Source organism: Vibrio sp. NH-UV-68, assembly GCF_042940635.1.
GTDB classification, from domain to species: Bacteria; Pseudomonadota; Gammaproteobacteria; order Enterobacterales; family Vibrionaceae; genus Vibrio; species Vibrio pacinii.
In genome coordinates, this window is sequence record NZ_CP134976.1 from 968,845 (window position 1) to 990,456 (window position 21,612).

Consider the following 21,612-nt stretch of genomic DNA (forward strand, 5'->3'; position numbering starts at 1 on the left):
TTGGTCTAGATAAAGGTCAATTTCTCTGAATGTTTTGCCTATTTCTATTTTTTAATGAAAGAGAGTATTTACTTATGTCTTTGGCTGATTGGATGAAGCTCTATGTTGAGCAAAAAAATCTATCGAATTTAGAAGGGATCACCACGACGGAAATCGACGGCGTTCATTTCTACCGCAGCAGTCAAGGTAATCAACGTCAGCCTTTCGTTTATCAATCCGGTTTGATTGTTTTGGGCCAAGGGACTAAAAACATCTATCTTGGTAACCAACCTGTACATTATGGCCCCGATGACTATTTAGTGGTCGGTGTACCTATGCCGCTTGAGTGTGAAGCGATCACTGATAATGGTGAACCTTTGCTAGGATTGAGTATTGATATTGACGCACAAGTTTTACATCGGCTAGTTAATAAGCTTGAAACGCGAGGTTGCTACAATCCATGTAAAGACTCAGGAGCTAAGTCAGGTTTAAAATCAGTCGCAATGGACAATGAAATGCTCGATGTGTGTCAACGTTTAATGAAAGCGCTGTGTAACCCTATAGAGGCTTCAATCTTGGGCGATAGCTTAATGGAAGAAGTCACTTTTCGTGCGCTGATGAGTAAAGAAGGACACGTATTGTTTGACTTGGCGCGTCATGAAGGTCATTACGCGCGCGTGGCTAAAGCATTAGATTATCTGCATAGGAACTACACCAATACAGTCACAGTGCAAGATCTTGCCCAAACCGCCAATATGAGTGTTTCCGCGTTTCATCAAGCATTCAGAAGCGTCACATTGGCGTCACCGATTCAATACATTAAAAAAGTTCGTCTCAATAAAGCGCGTGAGTTAATTCAATTAGAAGGTGTAAAGGTGGGAGATGCGGCGCGTTTAGTCGGGTACAACAGCACATCGCAGTTCTCGCGTGAATTCAAACGTCATTTCAACTTAACACCGACCGAAAACAGTGTTGGTTAAAATAGGGAAATGGTTTTTAACACTCTTACTGTGTTTTTTTTCTTTAGTTTGAGTAGCATAAGCAAAGAGAATTATTCTCGTTACCCCTATAGGAGATCTAGTCAATCTTCTAGATATAAGCCTCTTTATGTTGAAATGAAGAGGCTTATTTTTTATCGTTCGAATTAAATCGAATATTAGTTATCGATACAAAATAAGTGTGATGTTGTTGCAAATGAGATCACTCTGTTTGCGAGGCATTTTGGATTGTCACGATTCTTATCGTGTTATTTTCTCGATCTTATCTAATGTTATTTCACGAAGTGTTTTAAGTGTCCAATACGAAATTGAACAAATTTAATATTTCTAAACAATAACTTAAGGATAGAACAAAATGCATAAGTCAAAAGTGAACATGGCTAAGAGAGTTTTTACTCTGAGTACGCTTAGCGCATCGTGTTTGATGGCGTTCAACAGTTACGCAGCGATTGATTGCACCCCATTGGGTGATTGGGACTCAGCAACAATTTACAACACGGGTGATCAGGTCGCACATTCAGGTCAAGCTTACCAAGCGAATTATTGGACGCAAGGAAATGATCCGCTACAAACCTCAGGTGAGTGGGGACACTGGAAGAATCTAGGCAGTTGTGACACAGGGGCGTCAAACCAAGCCCCAACGATCAGTTTGACGGCGCCATTAGCCAACGCTGCTTTTAGCGAAGGTGAGGTAGTGACCCTATCGGCCGATGCGCTAGACACAGATGGCGAGGTGGTTAACGTTGAGTTTTTACTTGATGGAGTGGTGGTTGCACAAGCGAATAGTGCACCTTATGTTTCATCATGGGTTGCTAGCGTGGGCTCGCATCAAATTAGTGCAGTGGCAACCGATGATAAAGGTGCAACCAGTGTACTAAGTAGCGTTGACATTCTTGTTGATAGTGCAACGCCCGGTAACGAAGCTCCGAACGTTGAGCTTACTTTGTCTGCAACAGTTGTTGATGTCGGCAGTGTGGTTACCTTATCGGCCAATGCCGTTGACAGCGATGGCACCATTGATAAGGTTGATTTCTATGTTGCTGGCACACTAGTCGGCAGCGCAGCGGCAGCGCCTTATCGTTTAGACTACACCACCACCAGCTCCGGCACTATGTCTGTTTATGCCAAAGCAACCGACAACGTAGGGGCGAGCACAAACTCGGTATCTGCAAGTCTCAAAGTTAATGGCTTACCAACGGTGTCAAACTGTCGCCCTGATGGCTTGTATCAAACTCAAGGTATTGATGTCCCTTACTGCACTACCTACGATGAAGAAGGTCGCGAATTAATGGGCGCCGATCATCCAAGGCGTGTCATTGGTTACTTCACCAGTTGGCGTTCAGGAGACGATCCTCAAGCGGCATATTTAGTCAAAGATATTCCATGGGAACAGTTAACACACATCAACTATGCCTTTGTTGGCATAGGTTCTGACGGTAAGGTTAACCTAGGTGATGTGAATGATCCGAATAACGCCGCAACGGGTAAAGAGTGGCCAGGGGTAGAGATTGACCCTACATTGGGTTTCAAAGGCCACTTTGGTGCGTTAGCGACCTACAAAAAACGTTTTGACGTCAAGACACTTATTTCTATTGGTGGTTGGGCTGAAACGGGTGGTCACTTTGGTGCAGATGGTAATCGTGTTGTTGATGGCGGCTTCTATACCATGACCACCAATGCTGACGGTTCAATCAACCATGCCGGTATTGAGAAATTTGCCGCATCAGCGGTTGAAATGATGCGCACTTATCAATTTGACGGCTTAGATATCGACTATGAGTATCCGACCTCTATGGCTGGCGCGGGAAATCCATACGATAAAGATTTCATGGAACCTCGTCGTCAATACTTGTGGGCATCTTATCAAGAGTTGATGAAAGTGCTGCGTGAAAAATTGGATGTTGCTTCAGCGCAAGATGGTAACCACTACATGCTGACGATTGCTGCACCATCATCGGGTTATCTGTTACGTGGTATGGAAACATTTGATGTCACGAAGTACCTCGACTACGTCAATATCATGTCTTACGACTTACATGGCGCTTGGAATGATCATGTCGGCCATAACGCAGCATTGTACGATACAGGCGAAGACTCAGAGTTAGCGCAATGGAACGTTTATGGTACGGCTGCATATGGTGGCATTGGTTATCTTAATACTGACTGGGCTTATCACTATTTCCGTGGCTCAATGCCAGCGGGCCGTATTAATATTGGTGTCCCTTACTATACGCGTGGTTGGCAAGGCGTGACGGGTGGCACCAATGGCTTATGGGGACGAGCCGCGCTTCCTGATCAAACTCAGTGTCCACAAGGTACCGGTGAAGGCGAAAAGAACAATTGTGGTAACGGCGCAATAGGCATTGATAACATGTGGCACGATACCGATCCGAAAGGTAACGAAATGGGGGCGGGATCAGGTCCAATGTGGCATGCGAAGAACCTCGAGAACGGTATTTTTGGTTCGTATGCTCAGGCGTATAATCTTGATCCTGTCAATAATGCCGATGATCGTTTAGTGGGGAACTATTCTCGCCACTATGACAGCGTAGCCGTTGCGCCTTGGCTTTGGAACGCAGAGAAGGGGGTATTCCTTTCTACCGAAGATCAAGCATCGGTATCGGTTAAAGCTGACTACGTTATCGACAAAGAAATTGGCGGCATTATGTTCTGGGAGCTGGCGGGCGACTATAACTGTTATGTACTCGATGCGAACGGTCAACGTGGCGCGGTTGATACCACTGAGCAAGCGTGTCAGAGCGGTAACGGTGAATACCACATGGGTAACACCATGACCAAAGCGATGTACGACAAGTTTAAATCAGCAACCCCATATGGCAATAAAGTTGCAACCAATGCGATTGCAAGTGAAACGGTTGATATTGCTGTGGCAATTGGTGGTTTTAAAGTCGGCGATCAAAACTACCCAATCAATCCGAAAGTGACCTTTACTAATAATACTGGTCAAGCAATTCCTGGTGGGACTGAGTTCCAATTTGATATTCCGGTTTCGGCGCCAGACAATGCCAAAGATCAATCCGGAGGCGGGTTGGCTGTCATCGCATCGGGTCATTCACGATCAAATAACGTTGGTGGTTTAGACGGTACGATGCACCGAGTTGCGTTCAGCCTTCCGGCATGGAAAGAGTTACCCGCTGGTGGTAGTTATGAACTCGATATGGTGTATTACTTGCCAATTTCGGGACCGGCCAATTATTCAGTCAATCTCAGCGGAGTCGATTACGCCTTTAAGTTCGAACAACCGGATTTGCCTGTTGCCGATTTATCTGTAGGGAACGGTGATCCTTCAGGCGGTGACAACGGTGGCGATACCGGCGGAGATACTGGCTCTGGTAGTGTGACACCTTGGCAGCCTGGTGTCACTCAAGCGACGAACGGTGAAACCTATTCGTACAACGGTAAGTGTTTTGTCGCGCAAAATAGCCCAGGAACGTGGGAGTCACCGACTCAGTCAAACTGGTTCTGGAATGAGGTTCCTTGCTCGTAACACATTTGCTCGTAACTGGTAAATAAACTGACGGCCTTGGTTTATCCAAGGCCTTTTTTTGCGGTCTTAGAACTGGTAACTCTCAGGGACAACAACAATGCCGCTTTCTGAAATGTGGAAGCGTTTCGCGTCTTCGACTCGATTCAATCCAATTTCTGTGTGCGCTGGGATCTTAACGTGTTTATCAATGATACAGTTAACTAATTTACACCCTTCACCAACGTTGACACTGTCAAATAAAATACTGTCTACGATCGTTGCGCTGTCTTCAATCTGCACGTTGGATGAGATAATTGAGTGTTGTACTGACCCGCCTGAATTAATCACACCACTGGCGATGATCGAGTTAATAAAGATGCCTTCATTCCCCGTCGCCGAAGAAACCGTGCGCGCTGGCGGTAGTTGAGCTTCATAGGTTCGAATCCCCCAATTGGGTTGATACAGATTCATCGGGGGAACGGGTTCAAGTAAATCCATATTGGCTTGATAAAATGAATCTATCGTGCCGACATCGCGCCAATAGCAATCGCGCGCCACACGCCCTCGATCAGAGCAGAAGTTGTAAGCATAAACTTGTTGTTCATCAATTAGTTTTGGAATGACGTCATTGCCAAAATCATGTGACGATTGTTGGTCATTAGCGTCTTGGCGTAGAACCCGGCGCAGGGTGTCCATTTCGAAGATATAAATCCCCATCGACGCTAAACACTTTTCACTATTATTGGGCATAGGTAGAGGTGACTGGGGCTTTTCACTGAAAGTTTCTACCCGATTTTTCTCGTTGATCGACAACACTCCGAATGACGACGCCTCTTTGAGAGGGACGGCCATCGAGGCGATGGTCAGTTTGGCGTCATTTTCAATGTGAGCCTTTAACATTTCGGCGTAATCCATACGATAAATATGATCGCCAGATAGAACAATCACATGTTTCGCCTCACTGCGTTCCAGTAGCCACAGATTGTGATAGATCGCGTCCGCTGTCCCTTCGTACCATTTACCACCACCGCGCATTTGTGGAGGAACAACGGTGACAAACTCCCCGAGCTCTGGATTGAAAATAGACCAGCCATCGCGGAGGTGTTTTTGTAATGAGTGCGATTTGTATTGGGTCAGTACGAGGATTTGGCGTAGCCCTGAGTGAAGGCAGTTAGTAAGGGTAAAATCAATGATGCGATATTTGCCCCCAAATGGAACAGCTGGTTTGGCACGGTCATCAGTTAGGGGGCTTAATCGTGAACCCATACCGCCAGCTAATATAACGGTGAGTACATCTTGCATGAGTATCTCCATATAGCGCGTCGAGGAAGAAATGTAGGTATTAAGCGTAGTTCAAGAATTGAGCCAACAACAAAACGACCTTGGCATAAGGGATAGAGGCAAGCGCAATGAAAGCACTGATACTTTATGGTGCACTCGCCAGTGCAGGCGCACCAAACTTAAGCAATAGTATCGGCTTCGCTGGCTGAAAACACTGAAACTTGATTGCGACCGAGAGATTTTGACTCATACAAAGCGATGTCGGCGCGTTTGTAGGTCTCTTGTGCTGAGGCTGAGATCTCTGTTAGTCCCACACTGATCGTGATGTTGAGTTCACTTTCTAAATTAATGGCGATACGAATACGGTTTAACACCATTTCCGCTTCGTTTAAATCAGTGTGTGGCATAATGATCGCAAATTCCTCGCCACCAATACGAGCGACAAGGTCGGTTTCCCTGAGATGATGTTTTAGGCTAAGGGCTACTTCTTTAATGACCTCGTCACCCTTATCGTGACCATGTTTATCATTGATGCGTTTAAAGTGGTCGATATCAATCAAAGCCAAGGTCGAGGTTTCATGCTTTCTATAGCGTTTAATTCGAGAGACTTGAACTTGCATCTCTGAGTCAAATTTGCGGCGATTCCACAAGGAAGTCATCGAATCTTTCTCACTCAGTTCGCGCAAGCGATCTTCGAGTTCTTTACGATGTGAGATATCAACAAAAGAGGCAACGTAGAACTGAATCGTACCACGGCGGTCTTTAACGGTTTGGATTCTCAATATTTCTGTGATCAGTGAACCGTCACGACGTTTGTTTACCACTTCGCCTTCCCAAAGGCCTTGCTCTTCTAATACTTTCCACATGTTCATGTAGAACTGTTGTTGGTGTTTTCCTGAGGCAAATACGGAGGGTGGCTTGCCTTTGACATCGTTAAGGGTATAACCACTTACGCGAGTAAATTCGCTGTTGACCTGTATGATGCGGTTATTGCGGTCGGTGATAACAACGGCAGACATGCCGTTCATTGCTGCGCGGGCTATCTTACTGTCTAAACTATTTTTAATGTGGTTATGATTCCACGCAACGAATGTAAAACTGAGTAAAAACAAGATAATGAAGATAAAAGTGGCTTGAATGTAAAGATCTCTACTCTCTAAATCGGTGAACGCTTGAGCTTGAGAAAAATCGGTAGTAATGAAAAAAGTCAGTTTGTCGATGTTTTCAATATCGTCAAACATTGCTGTAGTGAAAGAGATCCAATTTTGGCTTGAACGAAAGGTGCCTGAATCACGCTCATTAATCATCTGCCACAGCTTAGGGTATTGCAGTGCTATGTTGGCTTGTTCATTGGCGGCAATTAAGTGGCCCATAATCCCCTGATTATTTGGAGACATAATGTAATAGCCATCTTTGTTGACAATATTAGGAAGATAATCGCTATTGCGTTTATACGCTAACCCGCGGTAAATACGTGTAAGATCAAGGTTCGCGATAAAGTAACCCGTGCGCTTGCCATTGATCGAAAGCGGGTAGATCACCCGATAGGCTGGAGTAAATGGAGTGGTAATCTCCCCATATTCCGACTCAAGATCAATCCCAAATTCACCCACTTCATCATTAGTTAATGTTTGAGCGTATTTAAAAAAGCTTCGATCGCCTTTAAATTGCAACTGTTGTAACGGGACGATTTCATCATCATTTTGGCTACTGTTGACCCGCACAACTTCCATTCCTTGCTCGTCAATAAAACGAAGATGGGAGAAATAACCTTGGGTACGAACAATGAGTAACCAAAAGTCTTGCAGCGCTTGGATGTTCTCTTGGTTTGGTTGTTGTAACACCTTATCTAACATACCGTTATTCGATAGATACTGTAATGAGGTGGAGACTTCTGTCAACGATGTTTGCAGTTCAGCTTTTGAGTACTCGAGCTTGTTACGGTTGAGCTGCTCGACGTATTGCTGCGTTTTAGTATCAAGTTGGTTGAATTGAGTATAAAAATAAAGAAATGGAACAAGTGCCAAAATAGAGAATACGACTAGGAACTGGAAAATGAGTTTGTATTGGCTTTTATTCATTGGGAAATAATCAGTTATTTGGCAGCAATATCAACAATATCTTAACTAAAATAGATTTAGATTGCTGTGAGCACGATTGAATATTGTGCGGTTAACCACGGTGGTTGTTGATTTGTGCCGGTACAGCCCTATTAGAAGTAAAAAAAGAGCACCTTCATAGTAAAGATGCTCAAGCTAACCATCGGGGGACGAGGTCAGTTAAACGGTAGCCGTTGTTGCTTGTTTAGCGTCTGACTTATTCTTCAAGAACGCGTAGCCAAAGCCAGTTAAAGCAGTACCTGCCGCTATCGCAACTAAGTACATGACAACGGGCGTGATTGCATTTGGAATCAACAGAACAAACAAGCCGCCGTGTGGGGCCATTAATTTTGCACCAAATAGCATAGACAGAGCACCAGTTAGTGCGCCACCAGCCATACAGGCAGGGATGACACGCATTGGATCTTTAGCCGCGAATGGGATGGCACCTTCAGAGATAAAACAAAGTCCAAGTACAAACGAGGCTTTACCTGCTTCACGCTCACTTTGTTCAAATTTGTTTTTGGCAATAAATGTCGCCAGTCCCATACCGAGTGCCGGAACCATACCCGCAGCCATAATGGCAGCCATAGGTGCATAAGTTTGAGATGCAAGTAAACCGACGCCAAAGGCATACGCCGCTTTGTTTACCGGACCACCAAGGTCGAAACACATCATTGCGCCAAGCAGCACACCCAACATAACTGCGCTGTCTGAACCCATATTATTAAGGAAGTCAGTTAAACCGTTCATGATGCCAGATACCGGGCCACCAACAACGTAGATCATGACAAGGCCAGTAAATAGGGTTGCAACGAATGGAATGATCAAAATGGGTTTTAATGCTTCCATCGATTGTGGAAGGCTGACTTTTTCCGCCAAGAGTTTTGCCGCATAACCAGCAATGAAACCAGCTGCAATACCACCTAGAAAACCAGCACCTGTTGAGCTCGCTAACATACCGCCAACGAGACCAGGAGCAAGACCTGGGCGATCCGCGATAGAGAAGGCTATGTAACCAGCAAGAACAGGGATCATCAGGGCAAACGCAGAACCACCACCAATCGTCATCAGAGCAGCGGCGAGCGTACCTTCTTCTTTAAAGGCTTCAATACCAAACACAAATGAGAGCGCAATGATCAATCCGCCAGCAACAACAACAGGTAGCATGTGCGAAACGCCGGTCATTAGATGTTTATACGCACCTTTATTCTCTTCGTTAGCGGTTGAACTAGCATTGCCAGTGTGTTCATATACAGTGGCTTGTTCGAATGCTTTGTCCATCTCTTCAGACGTTTTCTTGAGCGCAGGGCCCGTCTTGGTACGGTACATCTTTTTACCGTTAAAACGATCGAGAGGGACGTCGATGTCGGCGGCAATAATCACTAAGTCTGCTTCGGCAATATCTTGATCGCTAAGTTGGTTTTTTGCGCCAACTGAACCGCGAGTCTCGACTTTAATTTGGTGACCTCGACGTTTACCTTCTTCATTTAACGCTTCTGCTGCCATAAAGGTATGGGCAACGCCAGTTGGACATGCGGTGATCGCGACTATCTTTTTGCTACCACTGGTCGTCGAGGCTGGCGTGTTTTCAACGGTAGTAGCTTGCGCTAATACCTGTGCATCTTTGATCGCCTTTTGCAAACATTGGGTTGGGTCGGCGATGACTTTATCAATGCTGACTTGGTATACTTTCTTGCCAACAAAGCGTGATGTATCGACTACACGGTTAGCGGCAATCACGATCACTTCTGCATTATCAATCTCGCTTTGACTTAGCGTATTTTGTGCAACCACAGTCGATTGACATTCAATAGCTGCATTCCAACCAAGGGAAGCAACGGATTTTTCGAGTAAACCTGCAGCTAGGATGCTATTGGCAACCCCGCTAGGGCAGGCCGTAATAATGGCGATATTCATAGTGGTAACCTTTTGTTATCTAATTTCCGTTATGACTTGATGCTTGTCCAAGGTCGAACACTTTGGTTGCAAGCGTTACTTGTTCCAGCTCTTGTTGACTGGTTAGGCCTACACCAACTTGGCTAACTGCGATGGCAGATAGCGCAGTGGCGAAGCGCAGTAATTCGTGTTTTGGCATGTTTTTCATGTGTCCCCAGCACAAGCCAGCGACCAATGTGTCTCCTGCACCAACGGTACTGACCACATCCATACGTGGAGGTTGAGCGCGAATCCATTGCTGTTCATTTAGCCACATCACACCATCAGCACCCATTGAAACCACAATGTTTTCTATACCGCTGGTACTGAGTTGCTCAGCGGCTTTCTGGCATTCTTCCGGGCTAGACAAGTGCTGACCGAGCAGTTCGCTTAGTTCTTCATCATTGGGTTTAATTAGCCAAGGCTGGGCAGCAATTCCTGCGTGCAAAGCGGTTTTACTGCTGTCGAATAACACCTTTTTGCCTTGAGAGCGCAACAACTCGATCCACGCAGCGCATTGTAGAGGAGAGATGCCTTGCGGCAAGCTACCAGCAAAGACAAAATACTCATGTGACTTAGCAAGTTGCAGCAGTTTAGCTTCAAACTTGGCTGCCTCACCAGCTGTGACTTTAACGCCAGGAAAGTTAATGTCACTGACCTGACCACTAGACTCAACCAGTTTGACGTTAATGCGCGTCGCACCTTCAACCTCAATAAAATGATTTGTTGCACCGATTTGGTTAAACAGCTGGTGGAACAGTTCGGGGTTATCCTTGCCTAAAAAGCCGGTTACAGTGACTTGAGCGCCAAGATCGGCAAGAACTTTTGCAACATTGACGCCTTTACCTGCCGCGCGTAAATTGCTTTGGTTGACCAAACTTACTGTGCCCACATTTAGCGACTCAAGGCTACCAGTAAGATCAAGGGCAGGGTTTAGAGTAATAGTGACAACACGCTTAGTGTTTACCATGGTCATATACACCTCTCAACCTTCACCGAGACCAGAATTAATCGCGCAACCAATGGCCTCAAGCGCCTGAGCTGCATCATGCCCTTCTGCAGTAAATTGCAGTTGATGGCCATGTTTAACACCTAGAGCAATGACCTTCATCAGGCTCTTGGCGTTAACCGCTTTGCTATCGCCATCGAGGTTCGCAACGCGAATGTTAGATTCAAATTTCTTGGCTTCTGCGACTAACATCGCGCCAGGGCGAGCATGTAAACCGTGAGCGTTTTTAATTTTGAACGTGGCGATATTGTCAGTTGATTGATCGCTGCTACTGTGTTCAACCACTTCGCCCTTAAGCAGAGCAATTAATTGTTTTGCGTTGGCATCAATTAAGCTTTGCTGCTTTTGTTGGAACACAAGTTCAGTAATCCGTTGGAGAACGTCTAGGTGGGCATTATTGCAGGCAGCAAACGCGATAAGCGCGTGAACTTTTTGCCCTTGGTATTCACAATCATTGATCGTAGAAACAAAAGAGAGACCAGTGCGCAGAACGTGTTGATCACTGCCAATCAGCCATAAGCCCTTGCCAAGGTGAGTGGGCGACTTGGTCACAATGTCAGCAACGAAGGCATTTTCAGCGCAGCCAGTATTTTTAAGTAGGCTGCCGGCAACGGCGCACATTTGCACCATGTCACTGGCAGGGAACTGAAGCTGTATCAATGAAGCATCAAACTCAGCTTCAAATTGAACATCGCCGTTGAGTAGCGCGATAATTTCTTGCTCATTTTTTGCATCGCGTAAGCGCTGTTCGACACCATCGGCGCTAAGAACCTTCGTGAGCTGTTTTAAAATGCCTAAGTGTTCATCTGATTTGGCCGCAATTCCAATTGCAACATAAGCGACATTGCCGTCACCCCAATCAACACCTTGAGGAAAGTGATGAACGGCAACGCCCGTGGTGTTGACCATATTTCGAGTATCAGTGGTGCCATGGGGAATCGCAATGCCATTACCAAGAAAAGTCGAGTTCTGATTTTCACGATTCAACATACCGTCAACATAACCTGATTGGACGAGGTTCTTATCGGTAAGACTGCTTGCTATACGTTTGATGGCATCGAACTTGTTATTGGCGGCTTGCGACAACGTGATATCGCTTGTGTCTAATTTAAGCATGGGACTCTCCAGCTTGGTCAATAGTTATTCTTCTAAGTCTCTGCTCGTTAAGCAGGCTTAACTTCTGCTGTTCGTTCTAATCTTTACTCAGCCGCTAATTAACGGATAAATAGTTGGCTGAATCGATTCAGCAAAAGGCTAAAATATATTGGATTCAGTCGATTGGCGTCCTAATGATTGAACTAGGAGTTGTAAGCTGACTAATCGCGGTTTATTGACTTCGATTAGTGATTCGCTTCACCATTTTGATTCTTGCTGAATCCTTTCAGCTTTAATACTGAATCGTTTCAGCCTATAATTCAACCCAAGCTTGGATCCTAATGTTTGTTCTATGATCCGGCGCACAGAACAAAGGTTGACGATATGACTCTTGATGAAATCGCCAAATTGGCTGGCGTTTCTAAAACGACCGCAAGCTATGTAATTAATGGCAAAGCGCAAAAGTACCGAATTAGTGAAAAGACGCAGCGTAAAGTAATGGCTGTCGTGAACGAATATAATTACCGCCCAGACTTGGCTGCAAGCACGTTACGTGTCGGACAAAGTCGATCATTTGGATTGATTATCCCTGATCTAGAAAACACCAGTTACGCCAGGTTGGCAAAACTCCTAGAGCAAAATTCGCGCTCGGCGGGTTATCAAATCTTAATCGCCTGTTCAGATGATGAACCTGAAACAGAGAAAAACGTTGTCCAGGCATTAGTCAGTCGCAAAGTTGATGCCTTGTTTGTTGCCAGTGTGATTCCCGAAGCGAGCGACTATTACCTTGAGTTACAGAGTCGAGGAACGCCTGTTATCGCACTTGACCGTCCACTTGATGATGAACATTTTTCGTGTGTTATTAGTGAAGATTTTAGCGGGGCGTACGATCTTACTCTCTCGGTGCTTAGTGACACTAAAATGACGGTGGGGCTGATTGGTGCCTTACCTGAATTGAATATTTCCCGAGAACGGGAGCTGGGCTTTAGATCGGCAACGTCAAAGTATGGCGTTAATACTCAGATTCGCTATGGTGAGCACTTTAACCGTGCCGATGGTGAGAAAGTGTTTGAACAGTGGTGTGAGGAAAATACAATGCCTGATGCCATAGTAACGACCTCATACACACTCCTTGAAGGCGTACTTGATGCGCTAGTGAAAAAGCCGGAACTGATGCATGGGCTAAAACTAGCGACTTTTGGTGATAATCGGTTACTCGACTTTTTGCCGACCAAAATTAATTCATTGCCACAGCAATTTGAACTGATTGCTGACAGTGCGATGGAACTGGCGTTGAACGCCGCCGCCAAAAGATATAAACCTGGTATTGAACTGATTCCGCGCAAAATTATTGTTCGCTAAAACAAGCAGCCCCGGCCAATGGTTGGGGCTGCAAATTAGTATATGATGCGCGTGTTAGTACTGAAAGCGGACAGACATCGTGATCTGTGGACCATAAAGGCCATTGTTACGCGTTTCTGCCGACAAAGAGAGTTGCTGCGTTGAATGGAAACGCACGCCAGCATGGACAACAGAAGAATCGTCATTGCGGCCGATACGGCCTGTTAGTTCGACTTGATCTGTAATCCAGATGCGACCACCAATATTAACCTCAGCTTGAGTTTCACTTTCCCCACCAGCTTCTTCAGTAAACTTAACTTGATGGATAAGGAGTTGGCCATAAACGTCGGCAAACTGATTAACAGGGCCATTGAAACCAATCCCCGCCGCTAAATCGTAATCTTTATCGAACTGAGTGTCGGCGCGAACGACAAAGTGTGAATTTTCAGTAAAAAACGTGCTGAATTCTACGCCGGTCATCTCTGGGCCCACTGCGGTGCGAACTTCGAAATAGTTGTAATTAAAGTTATTAGCTTGTGCGCTACCACTGATACCCAAAAATGCTAAGGTACTGGCCAAGATGGTGTTTTTCAAAAGAAGTCTCCGACTCGCAACAATAAATTGACTAAAAAATTTGGCTTGCAATAAGCAAGCCAAATGATAGCGTAATCGGCGAGTGAAAACAGGCTTTTATAACAGTTGAAGTCGATCAACCTCAATTTCTGGTGTATTTCCACCCTCGTACTCACCGAACAAACGCACTTTACTGGTTTGATCTAACGGTTGATCGAGCACAATGTCATCATCAAGTTCTACCTGAATTTCTCCCTTACCGTCCGAGAAAATATAGGTATCCCCTTTGATTTGACGGAGTAAATTGCCTTCCACCACGACATGTTTCTCGCTAAACATACTGGTATCTTCTAATAAAGAAGCCACAGAGCTCACTTCTACCGGACCATTGTATTGTACGCCTTGAGACGCGTGGTCATTCTTTGCCATTGCAAGACCTGGAGCAAGAATGATGCTTACTGCTGTTGCTAATAGAACCTTGTTCATTGTGTTCTCCTTTATTGACTCTAATTCGTGTATCGGGCTGTTTGATGGTGCTATTAGAGCAGGCCATTTGTGAACCAATGCTGAGTGATAAGTTCATATTCCATTCATATTATTGAGTTATTTCGCTCAAATTCGTTATTATGTCGGCCTAAACAATATCGAAGACATTTCCATGAAATCTACTCACCAAGCATTAATGGTTCAAGGCACTACCTCGGATGCCGGCAAAAGCGTGTTAGTCGCAGGCTTATGCCGTGTGCTCGCAAGAAAGGGCGTAAAGGTTGCGCCTTTCAAGCCACAAAACATGGCACTCAACAGTGCAGTGACTGCTGACGGAGGAGAAATAGGTCGTGCCCAGGCGGTACAAGCATTAGCGGCCAACCTCGAACCAAGTGTCCACATGAATCCAGTGCTACTTAAGCCAAACAGTGATATGGGGGCGCAAGTCATTTTTCAAGGTAAAGCGACCACCACGGTTGATGCTATTGGCTATCAAAGTTACAAGCAGGTTGCGATGCCTGTGGTGATGGATTCCTTTAATCAACTTCAGTCTGAGTTTGATTGTATCGTTATTGAAGGCGCAGGCAGTCCAGCAGAAATTAACCTGCGCGAAAACGATATTGCCAATATGGGATTTGCCGAGCAGGCGGATGTCCCGGTGATTATCATCGCGGATATTGATCGTGGTGGAGTCTTCGCTCATCTTTATGGCACCTTAGCCCTGCTATCAGAGCAAGAGCAGCAGCGGGTTAAAGGTTTTGTGATCAATCGATTTCGCGGCGACATTGGCTTGCTTCAATCAGGATTAGACTGGTTAGAGCAAAAAACGGGTATCCCGGTTATTGGTGTCTTACCATATTTGCATGGTTTCGATTTGGAAGCAGAAGACGCGATTAATGCTGCACAAGTGGTTGCTGAGAAAGCAAAACTCAATGTTAAAGTACCAGTGTTGCCAAGAATAAGTAATCACACCGACTTTGATACATTACGCCAAAATCCAGATATCAACCTTACTTATGTCGGTAAAGGCGAGCGCTTAGACGGCGCTGATCTTATTATTTTACCTGGCTCAAAATCGGTTCGTAATGATCTCGATTATCTCCGTAGCCAAGGTTGGGATCGTCAAATAGAGCGCCATTTGCGCTATGGTGGTAAAGTGATGGGAATCTGCGGTGGCTACCAAATGCTGGGCGAGTGGATACATGATCCATTAGCGATAGAAAGCGCGGCGGGCTCGACGCAAGGTTTAGGTTTTCTTAATGCTCATACGACACTCGCCTCAGAGAAAACCTTGACCAATGTATCAGGCACGCTCACTCTGGATGATCAGACGTTGTCGATCAGTGGTTATGAAATTCATGCTGGTATTACCGAAGTAAACGCAAGCCAGCCGATAACACTGAATACCAATACCTTAGATGGTGCGATAAGTGACTGTAATCAAGTATTTGGTACTTATCTACATGGTATTTTTGACGACTCGCGCGCCGTGACGGCGGTGGCTCGATGGGTGGGTATTGATGATATTGCCCAAGTGGATCATCGCCAGAATCAACAAGATGCGATTGATAGAATAGCGGATGCGATAGAGCAGCACCTAGATCTGAACAAACTATGGCCATAACTCGTTTCATTTTAGCCAGCCAAAGCCGGCACATCGTACTAACAGCACTGCTTGCATTAGTGAGCTTTTCTGCCACTGCTAGTGAAAGATTGCGCATATACGCTGCTTCCTCAATGACTAATGCTGTCAACGAGTTAATTACTCAGTATAAACAACAGCACGAGGTTGAGATGACCGCAGTGTATGGCGGTACGTCGTCATTGGCGCGTCAAATTGAACATGGAGCGCCTGCAGATATCTTAATTGCAGCGAACCAGAAGTGGGTTGATTTTCTGATTAATAGTGACGTGATATCAAGTGACGCGGTCACTAATATCGCAACCAATCAATTGGTTGTTATTAGCAAAAATGCCCTGAAACCATTCGACATTAAGCAATCAAGTGCTTGGTTGGAGGCATTACAAGGCCAGCGCTTAGCGATTGGACAACCAGACGCCGTCCCAGCAGGCATTTATGCCAAACAGTCGTTAGAGCATCTTGGTGTCTGGCCTAAGCTTAATGGTCATTTGGCGCCAACTAATAACGTCAGAGTGGCGCTCACTTTGGTTGAACGTGGTGAAACACCTTTAGGCATTGTTTATCAGACGGATGCACTGCAAAGTGACCAGGTAAGAACTGTGGTGCGTTTACCACAAAGCAGCCATAGCACGATTGTTTATCCAATGGTGAAACTAACCAATAACGACGCCACGACTCAGTTTGTACACTTTGTGCAAAGTGATGCTGGGCAAACGATCTTATCTCGCTTTGGCTTTTCTGTTGCTACGGAGTTGAAATAGTGTTGTCAGAATACGAATATCAAGCCTTAATGCTCAGCCTGAAAGTCGCAGGTTATGCGTTGCTGTGGTTGATTCCAATAGGTATTGGTTTTGCTTGGGTGTTAGCACGCAAGCAGTTTATTGGTAAAAGTATTATCGATAGTGTTATTCATCTACCTTTGGTGCTCCCACCGGTGGTTATTGGCTATCTGCTACTCATTTCAATGGGACGCCAAGGCTTTCTAGGAAGCTGGTTGTACGATCAATTTGGGTTGGTGTTTTCTTTTAGTTGGAAGGGAGCGGTACTGGCTTGTATCGTCGTTGCACTGCCACTTATGGTTCGTTCAATTCGTCTCAGCTTAGAAAATGTCGACACTAAACTTGAACAAGCCGCTGCCACTTTGGGGGCATCGCCACTCAAAGTGTTTTTTACCATTACTTTGCCATTAACCCTGCCTGGAATCATTACGGGCAGTATGCTCTCCTTTGCACGCAGTCTTGGTGAGTTTGGCGCAACGATAAGCTTCGTCTCAAATATCCCCGGAGAGACGCAAACAATTCCATTAGCAATGTACAATTTTATCGAAACGCCAGGAGCAGAAGCGCAAGCAATGCGCCTATGCGTTATTTCAATTGTTATTGCGCTCGGTTCGTTGATGCTATCTGAGTGGTTGACTCGCGCAAGCGCCCGTCGATTAGGAGCGCGCTTATGAGCAAACTTACGATTCAGTATCAACAAACACTAGGCACGACACAATTTGATATTGACCTTTGTTTACCTCAACAGGGAATTACCGCGATCTTTGGCCGTTCTGGGGCGGGGAAAACCTCGTTAATTAATGCCGTTGCAGGGTTAGCGACCCCGACAAGTGGGCGAATAACAATAGGTAATGTCACCTTATACGATTCAAGCCAACACGTTAATGTACCAACCTATAAACGCAATATTGGCTATGTATTTCAAGATGCACGTCTATTTCCTCACTTTAACGTCCAAGGCAATTTAACCTATGGAGTTAAACAAGACGATGCACAACATTTTAATGATGTTGTCGAACTGCTCGCGTTAAAGCCACTGTTACAACGATACCCGAGCGAGCTCTCTGGAGGTGAAAAGCAACGTGCTGCTATAGGCAGAGCGCTACTTTCAAAACCACGCATATTGCTCATGGATGAACCGTTAGCCTCATTAGATTTACCTCGCAAGCGTGAGGTGATGCCATTTCTTGAGCAATTGGCTAAAAGCGTACAGATTCCAATCCTTTATGTCTCTCATAGCTTGAACGAAGTGCTGCGCTTGGCAAATCAATTAGTCGTGATTGATGGTGGACAAGTGGTCATTTCCGGCCCAATAGAGCAGGTGTGGTCGTCATCAGCGATGAAGCCTTGGCAGGGATTTTCTGAGCAAAGCACTCTGTTTGACGCCTGTGTTGTTGGTCATAATGACGATTATGCCTTGTCACAAGTAGAATTAGCTCCAGATACCGCGTTATGGGTACAGAAAGTTGAAGGGGAGATTGGTCAACCAATACGCTTGCAGGTGCGTGCCAATGATGTGTCGCTTATGCTCGATAAGCCACAACGAACGTCCATCCGTAACGTTCTAAAAGGGACGATCTCACACATCGAACTTCATAGCCACGGCCACGAGAGACAAAGTGTCGAGGTCCAAATACGATTGGCCGTAGACTGTTATCTCAAAGCGACGATCACACAATGGGCGAAAGACGATCTGCAACTAGACGTAGGGGTAGAGGTTTACGCGCAGATTAAAGGGGTAAGTGTCACCCAACGCGATATGGTTTTAAGCCAATAAAAACGCCGCTGATCAGCGGCGTTGACTATTATTTGTTAAAAGTAAAAACGGGTAAAAGTAAAAACAGTATTACTTGGCAAACACGTCAGTAAAATCACGTTTAAGAATAGGGTCACGACGCGCTTTTTTGATCTGTTTGACCATATCTTTGACACAGTTGTGCAGCACTTGATCAAGTAGTTGGGTACGGTACTCTTCTTTGTCTTGTTCTGACATTTCTTTTGGTAGGTTCAGTGTTGGGAACTCTTCCATCACATTGATACCAGCAAATGCCTGACTCACTGAAATGAGTGCATGAAACTGTTCAAAGTTGTCTAATACATTTTGTGCACTGTTTGGTAACTCATTCCAGGCTTCACGAACGGCTTCTTCCGAAACTTCATGGATTGACGTCACCATGTAGTGCATAGCTTCTGGGACTTCGTCAAATTGAATTACCTGGCGAAGCTCTGCCGAAACCTCTGCTAGATCTACTTTTGTTTGCTCTGTTGGATTAACGTCAGACATGTAAATTTTCTCTTAAAATGTGTATGTATCGGCGCTATCGTAAAAAAACAGCCATAAAAGTCAACCATCGTTGGATGATTATCATAAGGTGGAGTATGCTTTTGAGTGTTGCTTACGTTTAGTTTTGTGTTTGAAAATCAAATTACTAGACGCTTATAGATAGTATATATAACCGAATTCAGGGTAGAGAGCGAGTGGAAATAGCCGGTTCTTCGATGAAAATCTTATTGGTTGATGATGTTCAGATGGAAAGAATCCAGCTGGCAATAAGACTGAAACAGTTAGGGCACTCAGTTGAAATGGCCGAGTCGGGGGAGCGAGCTCTCGCACTCTATCCTCAATTTGAGCCTGACCTTATCCTACTCGATGTGACCATGCCTGATATGGATGGATTTGAAGTGTCGCGCAAAATTCGTCAGCGTTTTCCTGATTGGGTGCCGATTATCTTCCTCAGTGGCCATGATGAACCAACCATGATCGCGACTGCGATTGAAGCGGGCGGTGATGATTACTTGATTAAGCCTGTAGATAAAATTGTTCTCAATTCCAAACTTATCGCGATGCAGCGAATCGCGTTTATGCGTCGTGAACTTAAGCAAAAATCTGCTGAACTGGTCAAAGCCAACGCGGAGCTAGAAAAGTTAGCCCAAGAAGACGGCTTGACCAAAGTAAAAAATCGCCGTTACGTTGACCAGAAGCTGCAAGAAATGATCGCCTTACACGGACGTCATCAATTGCCTTTAAGTATTATTTTGCTCGATGTTGACCGCTTCAAGCTTTATAACGATAGTTATGGTCATATCGAAGGTGACAAGTGCTTGATCGAGATTGCCCAGCTATTAAACACGCTGTTTGTGCGTAGTGGCGAAGTGGTCGGGCGTTATGGTGGCGAAGAGTTTGTTGTATTGTTGGGTCATAGTGATGCAGACAAAGCCAAACAAGACGCTCAGCGAATACAAGATGCCTTAGAGCAAGCTAATATGCCCCATGAATTCAGTGATGTTGCGAGTTTTGTGACAGTGTCACAAGGTGTGTTGACCCTCGCTTCTCCGACGGGTCGAGAGCAGATATCCGATATCTACAAGCAGGTCGATGACAAGCTTTACAAAGCCAAATCCGATGGACGTAATCGTTTTATCGTCTGACTCAAGCTCATTCTTTATTGTGTCAAGATGATCAATGACCAATTACGTTAAGCCAAGCAGACTTGGTTACGTCCTGACTGTTTGGCTTTATAAAGCGCACTGTCGGCACTTTTGAGTACCACAGAGACCTTACGTGATTCACTACTGTCAGCGACACCAATGCTGATGGTGACATTAACGTGGTTGGTATTTTTACCTGCTCCGCGAATTTTACTGCCTTGTTTGTTGCTCTTTGGTCGTTTGTCTTGATTGCGTAAAACCATATCGTAAGACTCGATCGCAGCACGTAATGACTCTAGGTGTTCTTTTGCTTGAGCGGCGGTCTTTCCTTTGAACAAGATGGTGAACTCTTCACCGCCATAACGATACACTTTGGCTTTACCGCTCACTTGTTTCAGTTTGGTCGCGACCAATTTCAACACATCATCACCAGTGTCGTGGCCATAGGTATCGTTAAACGACTTAAAGTGGTCAATATCTAGCATAGCAATGGTAAAGCGTCGGCCAAGGTGTTTTAAATCAGACTCAAGCGCTAAACGGCCCGGAATCTCAGTTAAGGTATCCATAAATGCCAACTCATAGCTTGCTGATAGCAAGTAGATCAGCAGTAATATCCCGATCAAAGAAAATAGAGTGCTTGAAATATAGGCAACGTCGAAGAAGATGAAGGTAGCCGATGACAGTAAAGTGGCAGAATAAACCACGACATCGATAATCTGATTGCGATTGAGCACACAGATAGCAGAGATCAACACCATAGCTAGCGAATAAATGACTAAAATAAAAGGCAGTTTTGAAACCTGCGGCAAAACATAAAGATATGTTTCGTTTATATTGTCGAATCCGCCTTCATAAAAATAGGTCAGGGTGACATAGGACCAAAGCAAGAGCATAACGATGATTGCGCCATAGACGATGAATGAACGCGAGAATAGGTTAGAGTCCTTGTAGGAGTAGACTAAAACCAATGCGATAGGCAAAAGTCCAGCAAGCAAAGAAAGCTCAAGAATGGTAGTTCCTGATGAAAGAGGGCTTTGCAGCCGTGTTTGAATCAGCCAATAGGAAACAAATAATGCGCTTGCTACCATTGCAATACGACTTTGTTTGAAGATATGTCCGAGTAGAATCGCAATCGCCAGTAATACAAACGGAAGATTGCTCACGATGCCCAAGTTGGCACGTGTCAGGTCAATGACGTTGTCGATACCAAGTCCGATAAACGCCATGAGCATTAATGGAAACAGCAAGCGGAACCAATTTGTAATAACGATCGAAAACGACATTAATCCTAGCCTGAGAATACGAACAAATCGTTAAGAATACTTTTATTTGATGAATTTCCAAGCTTTTTACTAAACTTAAGAGTGAAAATTGATGACGTGGGTAATTTGCAGGCAAAATAGTCGTTGAAGTGGTGTCTGCGATGGCTGTATTTATCGATTTGGCAAAAATAATTTTGGAAAAAAGTGTCACTAA

At 45.0% G+C, this 21,612-nt stretch carries 17 protein-coding genes; 8 read left to right on the top strand and 9 right to left on the bottom strand.

What is annotated here, in order from left to right; all coding sequences use genetic code 11:
* The first annotated feature begins 74 nt into the window (after positions 1 to 74).
* Together ViNHUV68_RS18690 and ViNHUV68_RS18695 are read left to right on the top strand one after the other, a co-directional pair.
* Positions 75 to 959 (top strand): AraC family transcriptional regulator, encoded by an 885-nt coding sequence (locus tag ViNHUV68_RS18690; RefSeq protein WP_038176519.1) that lies wholly within the window; start codon positions 75 to 77, stop codon positions 957 to 959.
* 373 nt (positions 960 to 1,332) lie between these two features.
* Positions 1,333 to 4,485: a chitinase C-terminal domain-containing protein gene (locus ViNHUV68_RS18695; RefSeq protein ID WP_391090629.1), complete on the top strand. Its 3,153-nt coding sequence runs from the start codon at positions 1,333 to 1,335 to the stop codon at positions 4,483 to 4,485.
* 66 nt (positions 4,486 to 4,551) lie between these two features.
* Here the strand turns inward: ViNHUV68_RS18695 and glgC are convergent, their stop codons facing one another.
* The 5 genes from glgC to fruB form a co-directional block, all read right to left on the bottom strand.
* Positions 4,552 to 5,766: a glucose-1-phosphate adenylyltransferase gene (gene glgC, locus ViNHUV68_RS18700; protein WP_391090631.1), complete on the bottom strand. Its 1,215-nt coding sequence runs from the start codon at positions 5,764 to 5,766 to the stop codon at positions 4,552 to 4,554.
* A 158-nt stretch (positions 5,767 to 5,924) separates the two neighbouring features.
* Complete coding sequence (locus ViNHUV68_RS18705) at positions 5,925 to 7,826, bottom strand: diguanylate cyclase (protein ID WP_391090633.1); 1,902 nt, start codon at positions 7,824 to 7,826, stop codon at positions 5,925 to 5,927.
* A 198-nt stretch (positions 7,827 to 8,024) separates the two neighbouring features.
* A complete protein-coding gene (gene fruA, locus ViNHUV68_RS18710; RefSeq protein ID WP_391090635.1) occupies positions 8,025 to 9,764 on the bottom strand; it encodes a PTS fructose transporter subunit IIBC in 1,740 nt (579 codons plus the stop codon).
* 19 nt (positions 9,765 to 9,783) lie between these two features.
* Entirely contained in the window at positions 9,784 to 10,758 is a 975-nt protein-coding gene (gene pfkB / locus ViNHUV68_RS18715; protein ID WP_391090637.1) for a 1-phosphofructokinase, read from the bottom strand.
* 9 nt (positions 10,759 to 10,767) lie between these two features.
* Positions 10,768 to 11,907: a fused PTS fructose transporter subunit IIA/HPr protein gene (gene fruB, locus ViNHUV68_RS18720; protein ID WP_391090639.1), complete on the bottom strand. Its 1,140-nt coding sequence runs from the start codon at positions 11,905 to 11,907 to the stop codon at positions 10,768 to 10,770.
* A gap of 363 nt (positions 11,908 to 12,270) precedes the next feature.
* On the opposite strand from fruB, the gene cra reads away from it, so the two are divergent.
* Complete coding sequence (cra, locus tag ViNHUV68_RS18725) at positions 12,271 to 13,248, top strand: catabolite repressor/activator (RefSeq protein WP_391090641.1); 978 nt, start codon at positions 12,271 to 12,273, stop codon at positions 13,246 to 13,248.
* Positions 13,249 to 13,302: 54 nt separating this feature from the next.
* On the opposite strand, the gene ViNHUV68_RS18730 is transcribed toward cra, so the two are convergent.
* Positions 13,303 to 13,821, bottom strand: coding sequence for a hypothetical protein (locus ViNHUV68_RS18730; protein WP_391090643.1), 519 nt, complete (start codon positions 13,819 to 13,821; stop codon positions 13,303 to 13,305).
* Positions 13,822 to 13,917: 96 nt separating this feature from the next.
* Positions 13,918 to 14,286, bottom strand: a complete 369-nt coding sequence (locus ViNHUV68_RS18735; protein ID WP_391090645.1) for a NirD/YgiW/YdeI family stress tolerance protein — start codon at positions 14,284 to 14,286, stop codon at positions 13,918 to 13,920.
* 172 nt (positions 14,287 to 14,458) lie between these two features.
* Between ViNHUV68_RS18735 and ViNHUV68_RS18740 the strand changes: the two genes are divergently transcribed.
* From ViNHUV68_RS18740 to modC, 4 genes are read left to right on the top strand one after another with little or no spacing between them, the layout of a single operon-like run.
* Positions 14,459 to 15,910 (top strand): cobyric acid synthase, encoded by a 1,452-nt coding sequence (locus ViNHUV68_RS18740; protein ID WP_391090647.1) that lies wholly within the window; start codon positions 14,459 to 14,461, stop codon positions 15,908 to 15,910.
* Positions 15,901 to 16,689 carry a molybdate ABC transporter substrate-binding protein gene (gene modA / locus ViNHUV68_RS18745; RefSeq protein WP_391090649.1) on the top strand — a complete coding sequence of 263 codons (789 nt, stop codon included), beginning with the start codon at positions 15,901 to 15,903 and terminating at the stop codon, positions 16,687 to 16,689. The genes ViNHUV68_RS18740 and modA overlap by 10 nt, the downstream gene beginning before the upstream one ends.
* A gap of 29 nt (positions 16,690 to 16,718) precedes the next feature.
* Entirely contained in the window at positions 16,719 to 17,381 is a 663-nt protein-coding gene (modB, locus tag ViNHUV68_RS18750; protein WP_051686567.1) for a molybdate ABC transporter permease subunit, read from the top strand.
* Positions 17,378 to 18,484, top strand: a complete 1,107-nt coding sequence (modC, locus tag ViNHUV68_RS18755) for a molybdenum ABC transporter ATP-binding protein ModC (protein WP_391090651.1) — start codon at positions 17,378 to 17,380, stop codon at positions 18,482 to 18,484. The genes modB and modC overlap by 4 nt, the downstream gene beginning before the upstream one ends.
* A 69-nt stretch (positions 18,485 to 18,553) precedes the next feature.
* Here modC and ViNHUV68_RS18760 read toward each other — a convergent pair whose 3' ends face one another.
* A complete protein-coding gene (locus tag ViNHUV68_RS18760) occupies positions 18,554 to 18,991 on the bottom strand; it encodes a DUF3069 domain-containing protein (RefSeq protein WP_038176540.1) in 438 nt (145 codons plus the stop codon).
* A gap of 215 nt (positions 18,992 to 19,206) precedes the next feature.
* Here ViNHUV68_RS18760 and ViNHUV68_RS18765 point away from each other — a divergent pair, with 215 nt between their 5' ends.
* Complete coding sequence (locus ViNHUV68_RS18765) at positions 19,207 to 20,136, top strand: diguanylate cyclase (RefSeq protein ID WP_038176541.1); 930 nt, start codon at positions 19,207 to 19,209, stop codon at positions 20,134 to 20,136.
* A 47-nt stretch (positions 20,137 to 20,183) separates the two neighbouring features.
* Here the strand turns inward: ViNHUV68_RS18765 and ViNHUV68_RS18770 are convergent, their stop codons facing one another.
* Complete coding sequence (locus ViNHUV68_RS18770) at positions 20,184 to 21,419, bottom strand: diguanylate cyclase (RefSeq protein ID WP_038176542.1); 1,236 nt, start codon at positions 21,417 to 21,419, stop codon at positions 20,184 to 20,186.
* Positions 21,420 to 21,612: the final 193 nt, after the last annotated feature.